The sequence below is a fragment of the Methylomonas sp. genome, assembly GCF_023228165.1.
Classification (GTDB): domain Bacteria; phylum Pseudomonadota; class Gammaproteobacteria; order Methylococcales; family Methylomonadaceae; genus Methylomonas.
Window position 1 is genome coordinate 270,689 of the sequence record NZ_JALOBS010000002.1, and the last position, 7,892, is coordinate 278,580.

General features: G+C 55.0%; 7 protein-coding genes. 4 read left to right on the forward strand and 3 right to left on the reverse strand.

Features of this window, described 5'->3' with window-relative positions; translation table 11 throughout:
• Positions 1-162: 162 nt before the first annotated feature.
• Positions 163-777: a TetR/AcrR family transcriptional regulator gene (locus M0R33_RS02650; protein ID WP_292564642.1), complete on the reverse strand. Its 615-nt coding sequence runs from the start codon at positions 775-777 to the stop codon at positions 163-165.
• Positions 778-977: 200 nt separating this feature from the next.
• On the opposite strand from M0R33_RS02650, the gene M0R33_RS02655 reads away from it, so the two are divergent.
• The 4 genes from M0R33_RS02655 to M0R33_RS02670 all read left to right on the forward strand — a co-directional run bounded on the left by M0R33_RS02655 (position 978) and on the right by M0R33_RS02670 (position 7,019).
• The gene (locus M0R33_RS02655) at positions 978-2,090 is read left to right on the forward strand and encodes an efflux RND transporter periplasmic adaptor subunit (RefSeq protein ID WP_292564669.1); all 1,113 of its coding nucleotides are present in this window, start codon (positions 978-980) and stop codon (positions 2,088-2,090) included.
• A gap of 3 nt (positions 2,091-2,093) precedes the next feature.
• Positions 2,094-5,291: a multidrug efflux RND transporter permease subunit gene (locus M0R33_RS02660; RefSeq protein WP_292564644.1), complete on the forward strand. Its 3,198-nt coding sequence runs from the start codon at positions 2,094-2,096 to the stop codon at positions 5,289-5,291.
• Entirely contained in the window at positions 5,288-6,763 is a 1,476-nt protein-coding gene (locus M0R33_RS02665) for an efflux transporter outer membrane subunit (RefSeq protein ID WP_292564647.1), read from the forward strand. Before M0R33_RS02660 ends, M0R33_RS02665 begins: the two co-directional genes overlap by 4 nt.
• A 121-nt stretch (positions 6,764-6,884) precedes the next feature.
• Positions 6,885-7,019: a hypothetical protein gene (locus tag M0R33_RS02670; protein WP_292564649.1), complete on the forward strand. Its 135-nt coding sequence runs from the start codon at positions 6,885-6,887 to the stop codon at positions 7,017-7,019.
• Between the two features lie 72 nt (positions 7,020-7,091).
• On the opposite strand, the gene M0R33_RS02675 is transcribed toward M0R33_RS02670, so the two are convergent.
• On the reverse strand, positions 7,092-7,436 hold the full coding sequence (locus M0R33_RS02675; RefSeq protein ID WP_292564652.1) for a hypothetical protein: 345 nt from the start codon (positions 7,434-7,436) through the stop codon (positions 7,092-7,094).
• On the reverse strand, positions 7,390-7,827 hold the full coding sequence (locus M0R33_RS02680) for a transposase (protein ID WP_292564654.1): 438 nt from the start codon (positions 7,825-7,827) through the stop codon (positions 7,390-7,392). The genes M0R33_RS02675 and M0R33_RS02680 overlap by 47 nt, the downstream gene beginning before the upstream one ends.
• Positions 7,828-7,892: the final 65 nt, after the last annotated feature.

The window sequence follows — 7,892 nt, forward strand, 5'->3', positions numbered from 1 at the left end:
TTGGTTCCGCACTGGGTGAATACGTCTGGCTGCTAATAATAGCTGTTGGCCGCAAGCAAAGCCCGGTGTAACCCGGCGAACATTGATCTCGGCGGTCGAAAAAAGCGGCCGGTTTTTATAACGCCGTGTCTTGGCTTTTCGCACCAGTCTGTAATTTCAAGATTATCGAGCTAAACAGCCTTCTAAAAACAACTGTGTGGATTTGCCGACCCAACTCTCGATGTCGTCCTCTTCGGGCGGCGCATCCAGGCCTAACTGCAGTCTTTGCAATCGTTCGCCGCGTAACACACTGATAAATTGGTCGGCCAGAAAGGCCGGCTCGATATCACGAATCCGCCCTGCCTGCTGGTGGCGAGCAAAAAACTCGGCGAGCTGTGCAAGGGTTCGAGTGGGGCCCTGCTCATAAAATTGAGTAGCCAGATCCGGGAACTGTTGCGATTCGCCAATCAATATCGCCCGCATTCTCAAAACATTCGGTCGGGTAATCCGAAACAAAAACTGCCGGCCAAAAGCAATCAAAGCCTCTTCCATAGAGCAGTCTTCCGACAGACTGCCGATGAACTGGTCGGTGCAGCGTCTGATTAACGCACCAAACAGACCGGCCTTACCGTCAAAATGCCGGTAAATAGTCCGCAGCGACACATGCGCATCGCGGGCTATGGTTTCCATGCTCAGATTACCGTAACCGTGTTCGAGAAATAACTGCAAAGCCGAATCGAGGACTCTATCCCGGCTTAACAGTTCTTCGCCCTTACAGGGCCGTCCGCATTTGATCATGTTCTATCACGCAAAAATAAATTGACTCGATATGAAATGATACCCTAGACTAAACGGTAATTGATATTACCGTTTTTTATTTTGTGTTTTTTGAGGTCTCGACTATGGACGAAAATACCCGCTTACCGCACTTGGTTCCGCCTGCATGCAAGCAATATGGATACTGGGCGGATTTGCGCCCGGTGACGATTGCGCTGGCAATGGCTGCGGCATTAGCGGGTTGCGGCTCGCCTTCGGAATCGGAGACGGCCCCGCCGCCCAAAGTCAAAATCGCCCAACCCTTGCATCGACAAACCACGGAATGGGATGAATACACCGGCCGGGTCGAAGCCGTAAATGCGGTGGATATTCGCGCGCGCGTTAGCGGTTATCTGGACAAAGTCAACTTCGTCGCCGGCTCCAAGGTCAATAAAGGCGACTTGTTGTTTCTGATCGATCCCAAACCGTTCAAAGCCCAGCTCAACTATGCCCAGGCCGAACTGGAGCGCGCCAAAACCAAACAAGAACTAGCCAGGAATGATCTGCAGCGCGCCGAAAACCTGCTGCGCGCCAAAGCCATCTCCACCGAAGAATACGATGGCCGAAACAAAGGCTTGCGAGAAGCCACCGCGGCCGTCAAGTCGGCGGAGGCCAATGTGTACACAGCGAAGCTGAATCTGGACTATACCGAGATCAGGGCACCGATCAGCGGGCGCATAGGCCGCGAAATGGTGACCGCCGGCAACCTCGTCAACGCCGGCGGCGAGGCGACTTTGTTGACCAACATAGTGTCTACCGACCCGGTTTATGTTTATGTCGATGCCGACGAACAATCGGTATTGAAATACCGTCGCCAAAATCAACAGCTGAAAAACGGCTCCACCGATTTGAAAGGCACGCCGGTGCAACTGGCAATTGCCGACGAAGCCGACTTTCCGCACCAGGGTCAACTAGACTACCAAGCGCCGAGCGAAGATGCCGCGACCGGTACTATCAGCCTGCGTGGCGTTTTCCCCAATCCCGACGAATTGTTGAGTCCGGGCTTTTTCGCCCGCATGCGGGTACAGGGCAGCGCCCCTTATTTAGCCACCCTGCTGCCGGACCGGGCCATCGGCACCGATCAGGCCAATCGCTTTGTTTGGGTGGTGAATCAGGACAACCAGGTTGTGTACCGCCAGGTGACGCCGGGGGCTCGCATCGGTTCGCTACGCGTGATCCGCGAAGGCCTGCAACCCGACGACTGGGTGGTCATCGAAGGCGTGCTAAAGCTGAAACCGGGCCTCACGGTGACCCCCGAACGCATCTCACTTGCCGATGCGCAGGGAGCGCAATAAGCCATGGATAAATTCACGCATTTTTTTATCGACCGGCCGATCTTCGCTTCGGTATTATCCATCGTCATCTTATTGGTTGGCGGTTTGGCCCTGCTGGGCTTGCCGATTGCACAATATCCGGAAATCGCTCCGCCGACCGTGGTGGTGACGGCCAGCTATCCGGGCGCCAATGCCAAGGTCGTGGCCGAAACGGTGGCCACGCCGATCGAACAGGAAGTCAACGGCGTCGAAGACATGCTGTACATGTCCTCGCAATCCACCAACAGCGGCAATATGTCGCTGACCATTACCTTTAAACCCGGCACCAACCTGGACAAAGCCCAGGTATTGGTACAAAATCGGGTAGCATTGGCCGAACCGAAGCTACCCGAAGAAGTCAACCGCCAGGGCATTAGCGTGAAGAAACGCAGCCCGGACCTGAGCCTTGTGGTTGGCCTGATCTCGCCGGACAAACGCTACGATAGTATTTATCTCAGCAACTATGCCTTGCTGCAAATCAAGGACACCCTGGCCCGCCTGCCCGGCGTCGGTGAAATCCTGGTGTTCGGTGCCCGCGACTACAGTATGCGCCTGTGGTTAAACCCGGAAAAAATCGCCGCCCGCAATCTGACCGCCGGCGAAGTGGTGAGCGCGATTCGGGAGCAAAATGTGCAAGTGGCGGCCGGGGTGGTCGGTCAGCAACCTTCGCCGGAAAACGCCGAATTTCAATATACGGTCAGCACCTTGGGCCGCTTGCAGGAGCCGGAACAATTCGGCGACATCGTTATCAAGCAAGGCCCGGACGGTGAAATTACCCAACTGAAAGATGTGGCGCGTATCGAACTGGGCGCCAAGGATTACAACTCGGGGCTATATCTGAATGGCGAGCAAGCGGTCGGTTTGGCGATATTCCAGCTGCCCGGCTCCAATGCGCTGGATACCAAAACAGCCGTGATCGAGGCGATGGACAAACTGAAAACCCGTTTTCCGGAAGGTCTTGAGTATAAATTGATCTACGACACCGTGGTATTTGTGCGGCAGTCCATCAATGCGGTAACCACCACCCTGTTCGAAGCCATTTTGCTGGTGGTGATCGTGGTGATCATCTTTTTGCAAAACTGGCGCGCCACGCTGATTCCGTTACTGGCGGTGCCGGTGTCGTTAATCGGCACCTTTGCGGTGATGTCGGCGCTGGGATTGTCCCTAAACACCCTGTCGCTATTCGGCTTGGTATTGGCGATCGGCATCGTGGTCGACGACGCCATCGTGGTGGTGGAAAACGTCGAGCGGCATATCGCCGAAGGCATGAACGCCCGCGAAGCCACCCGCAAGGCTATGAGCGAGGTGGTGGGCCCCATCATCGCCACCTCGCTGGTGCTGGTCGCGGTATTCGTGCCGACCGCCTTTATTACCGGGGTGTCCGGCGCGTTTTACAAGCAATTTGCGCTGACCATCGCGGTATCGACGGTGATTTCGACGTTCAACTCATTAACCCTGAGCCCGGCCTTGTGTGCCTTGATGCTGGATAGAGCCCATCACGACAAGGATGCGGTTACCCGGCTGTTCGATCGGCTGTTCGGCTGGTTTTTCGTGCGTTTCAACCGATTTTTCAGCTGGTTCAGCGCAGGCTACGGCCGCTTGGTCGGCCGCTTGATCCGTATGACGACAGTCGTACTGGTCCTGTATGCCGGCCTGAACGGCCTGAATCTGCTGGCCTTTGAAAAAGTACCCACCGGTTTCATTCCGCAGCAGGATCAAGGCTATTTGATTCTATACGCGCAACTGCCGGATGCCGCTTCGTTGTCGCGCACTCAACAGGTAGTACAGCAAGCCACCGGCATCATTAAAGGTACCGATGGGGTGGCCAATGTCGTGGCCTATGCCGGCTGGTCGGTACTGACCGGCGCCAATCAGTCCAATGTCGCCACCATGTTCGCGCGACTGAGCGAGTTCGACCAACGCGCCGGCCATCCCGAACTGCATGCCGACGCGGTCATCAAACAACTTAACCAACGCCTGACTTCGATCGAAGATGCCCGGATCGCGGTTTTCGCACCGCCGCCTATTCGTGGCATGAGCTCGGTCGGCGGTTTCAAATTGCAGATTCAGGATAGAGGTAATGCCGGCACTGAAGAACTGCAACGCGTAGCGGGCGAGATGATAGCCGCCGGCAACCAACAACCGGGTCTGGTCGGACTGTTTACCACCTTCCGGGCCAGTGTGCCGCAACTGTTTGTCGATATCGACCGCACCCGTGCCAAGGCCATGGATATTCCGCTGCAGGATGTATTCGACACCATGCAGATTTATTTGGGCTCTTTGTATGTCAACGACCTGAATGCCTTCGGCCGTACATACCAGGTGGTGGCGCAGGCCGATGCTGAATTTCGCATGAATCCGGCCGATATTACCGAACTGAAGACCAAGAACAGGCAAGGCGGCATGGTGCCGCTGGGCGCTATCGCCAAAATCGACGAAATAACCGGACCGGATAAAATCACCCGTTACAACATGTATCCGGCTGCGGAAATTAACGGCGGCACCCTGCCCGGCGTCAGCTCCGGCCAAGCCATCGGCGTGATGAGCAAGCTGTTGGATAGCGAACTGCCGCCCGGTTTTTCGTTCGAATGGACAGAGCTCAGCTTGCAACAGGTACTGGCCGGCAACGTAGCGTTGCTGGTATTTCCGTTGAGCGTGATTTTCGTATTTCTAGCGCTGGCCGCCCAATACGAAAGTTGGTCATTGCCCTTCGCGGTGATTTTGATCGTGCCGATGTGTATTTTGTCGTCGATGACCGGCATCTGGCTGGCGGGCATGGACAACAATATCTTCACGCAGGTCGGCTTCATCGTCCTGGTCGGTTTGGCCAGTAAAAACGCCATTCTGATCGTCGAGTTCGCCAAGCGCCGCCAGGAAACCGGCATCAGCCCCTTTGCAGCAGCAGTGGAAGCATCCCGCATCCGCCTGCGGCCGATTCTGATGACCTCTTTTGCCTTCATCATGGGGGTATTTCCCTTGGTGATCGCCGAAGGGGCCGGTGCGGAATCCCGCCAAGTACTCGGCACCGCAGTATTCAGCGGCATGATAGGCGTGACGGTATTTGGCCTGTTATTGACGCCGGTGTTTTATGTGGCGATACAAACCTTGGTTCAACGCGTTAAAAGCCGCAAACAAGCCGGCACCTCAGCGCCCGATCAACCTTCCTCGGATTTGCAACTATGAAACGGAATACATCCAATAGCCGCACTCGGCCCAATGTTTACACCCCCCATCATGGCCTAGTGCGACTCGGCACGATAGCGTTGTCTGCCGGGCTGTTGAGTGCTTGTGCCGTGGGCCCGGATTACCAAATGCCGGAAAAACCATTACCCGCCGGTTTCGCCAACGCCGCTCATGCCGAGTTTTCCGACCGGGCGCTGGAAGTCGACTGGTGGAAGTCGTTCAACGATGCACAACTGATAGCGCTGGTCGATCAAGCCCTGCAGCATAATTTTGACCTGAAAGCCGCCCGCGCCAATCTGGCCGAGGCCCGCGCCCTGTATTTGGAAACAGGCCTGAATCTGCTGCCGACGGTTACCTCGCATGCCAACTATACCGAACAAAAGCGCAGTGCAGGCTCCTTAAACAACCGCGCCTTCGTACCGCGTGAACTCAAGCTGTACAACACCGGCTTCGACGCATCCTGGGAGCTGGATTTTTTCGGTCGGGTGCGGCGCAATGTCGAAGCCAGTAATGACGAAGTCGAGGCTCTGGATGCCAGCCTGCGCGACGTCAGCGTCAGTCTGATCGCCGAAGTGGCGATGAATTATTTCGAGCTGCGCGGTTTACAAAATCAGCTGGCGGTTGCCAGACAAAATGCCGACAACCAAACGCAAACTCTGGCACTGACACAGGCTAAAGTCGAAAACGGCCGCGGCACCGAGCTGGATACGGCCCGGGCTTTGGCGCAACTGGAAACCACCCGCGCCGGCATCCCCAGCCTGGAAAGCACCATCATGCGGACCATACACAGACTTAGCGTACTGACCGGCAAATTGCCGGCGGCATTGAGCGAAACTTTGGCCCAGCCTTTACCCCTACCGAAAGCTCCCGATGTACTGCAGATCGGTAATCCGGCACAGTTGCTGAAACGCCGCCCCGACATCCGCATCGCCGAGCGCAATCTGGCGGCGGCTACCGCCCGGATCGGCGTTGCCACCGCCGACTTGTTTCCACGGGTAACCTTCGTCGGCAGTATTTCACTGGAAGCCAGCACCCTATCGGCAATGGTTGCCCCCGGTTCCGACTCCTATTCGGTCGGTCCGAAAATCAGTTGGGCGGCTTTCGATCTGGGCCGGGTCTACGCCCGCATCAAGGCCGCCGATGCCCGCGCGGAATCCAGTCTGGCTAACTATGAACAGACTGTGCTGAATGCGCTGGAAGAAACCGAGAACGCGCTGGTCAATTACAACAAGGAACGCACCCGGCGAGCCTTGCTGACCAACGCAGCCCAGGCCAGCGAAAAAGCCCGCGAACTGGCGCAACTGCGTTACCGGGAAGGCATAGCGGATTTTCTGACCGTGCTGGATAGCGAAGCCCGCTTGTTGCAGGACCAAAGTCAGCTGGCGCAAAGCGAGACGGCCACCGCCACCGCACTGACAGCGGTTTACAAGGCTTTAGGCGGAGGTTGGCAAGTCCTGGAAATAGCAAAATAAGTCGTTGAGTTCGCCGTAAACCACGGGGTACGCGCAAGCAAAGTCTGGCGTAACTAAAGTATTCGAAATTAGACCGGGATGTGAGGGTAAAAGAATTAACACACCCGTTCGGCAGGCGTTTTTGCGTAGCGCGCTCGATCCAAAAACCAATCCCGGTTTTGCCAAGCTGCAAACCTATCTGGAAAACGACGATTTCAAATCGGCGCAGGTTAAAAAGGTTGGCGACAATCTGTACCGGGCTCGACTTAATCTGTAATGGTCAACAAAAACCGGACACCTGTTCAGACAGCGTTTCCGGAAATTTTCAGAGTAGTTATCGCCTCGACGGTTAAATCTTAAGCAGCTTTTTTGTTCTGGATAATCCCCTCTGTGTTAGGTTTATGGTGAGCTTCGGCCTTATCAGGATTAAGGTGAACAGCTTGGACTCTTTGCCAATTTCGGGTAGTGCCGGTCCATCGCCGTGGGTTTTGAGCACGAGCCGCCGCGTTTTAAGACGACCGATGGTAACGCCTTGTTTTTGTAAGCCATCGGCTAGGCGATGCGAACCAAAGCATTGCTTGTTGTCGATAAAAATCTGCTTTTCTGTTTCGGCTATTTTTCGATCTTGTTGATCTTTAGCGCTGTCTTTAGGGGCTTTTAACCAATCGTAATAAGCGCTGGTACTTACCTGCATCACTCGACACAGCACGGTCACTGGATACGTCTTCTGTTGCTCTCGAATAAACCCGTACTTTACTTGTGCCCCTTGGGTATTCGGTTTCTTTCGCAAAGAAGATGGCCGCCTTTTTTAATATTTCGCGCTCCATCCGCAACTGTTCATTTTCCTTGCGTAAGTGCATCAATTCGTCATGCTCTCCCAAGTTCACGTTGGGCTTTTTCAGGATTGAATTCATTGCCGTGGGCTTGCGTTCCGCCCCAACCCAGCGTCCCATCTCACTTAGCGATACACCCAAATGATCGGCTGCTTGCTGCTGACTGTAGCCTTTCTCCAAAACCTGTTTCGCGGCATCTTGCTTGAAGTTAAAACTATATTTGGGTCGATTGTGTCTTTTCTCGTTACTCATGGTCACCTCTCATAGCATTATAAATTCTGCCTTTCGAAGTGTCCGGGTTCATTAAACCATTTCAC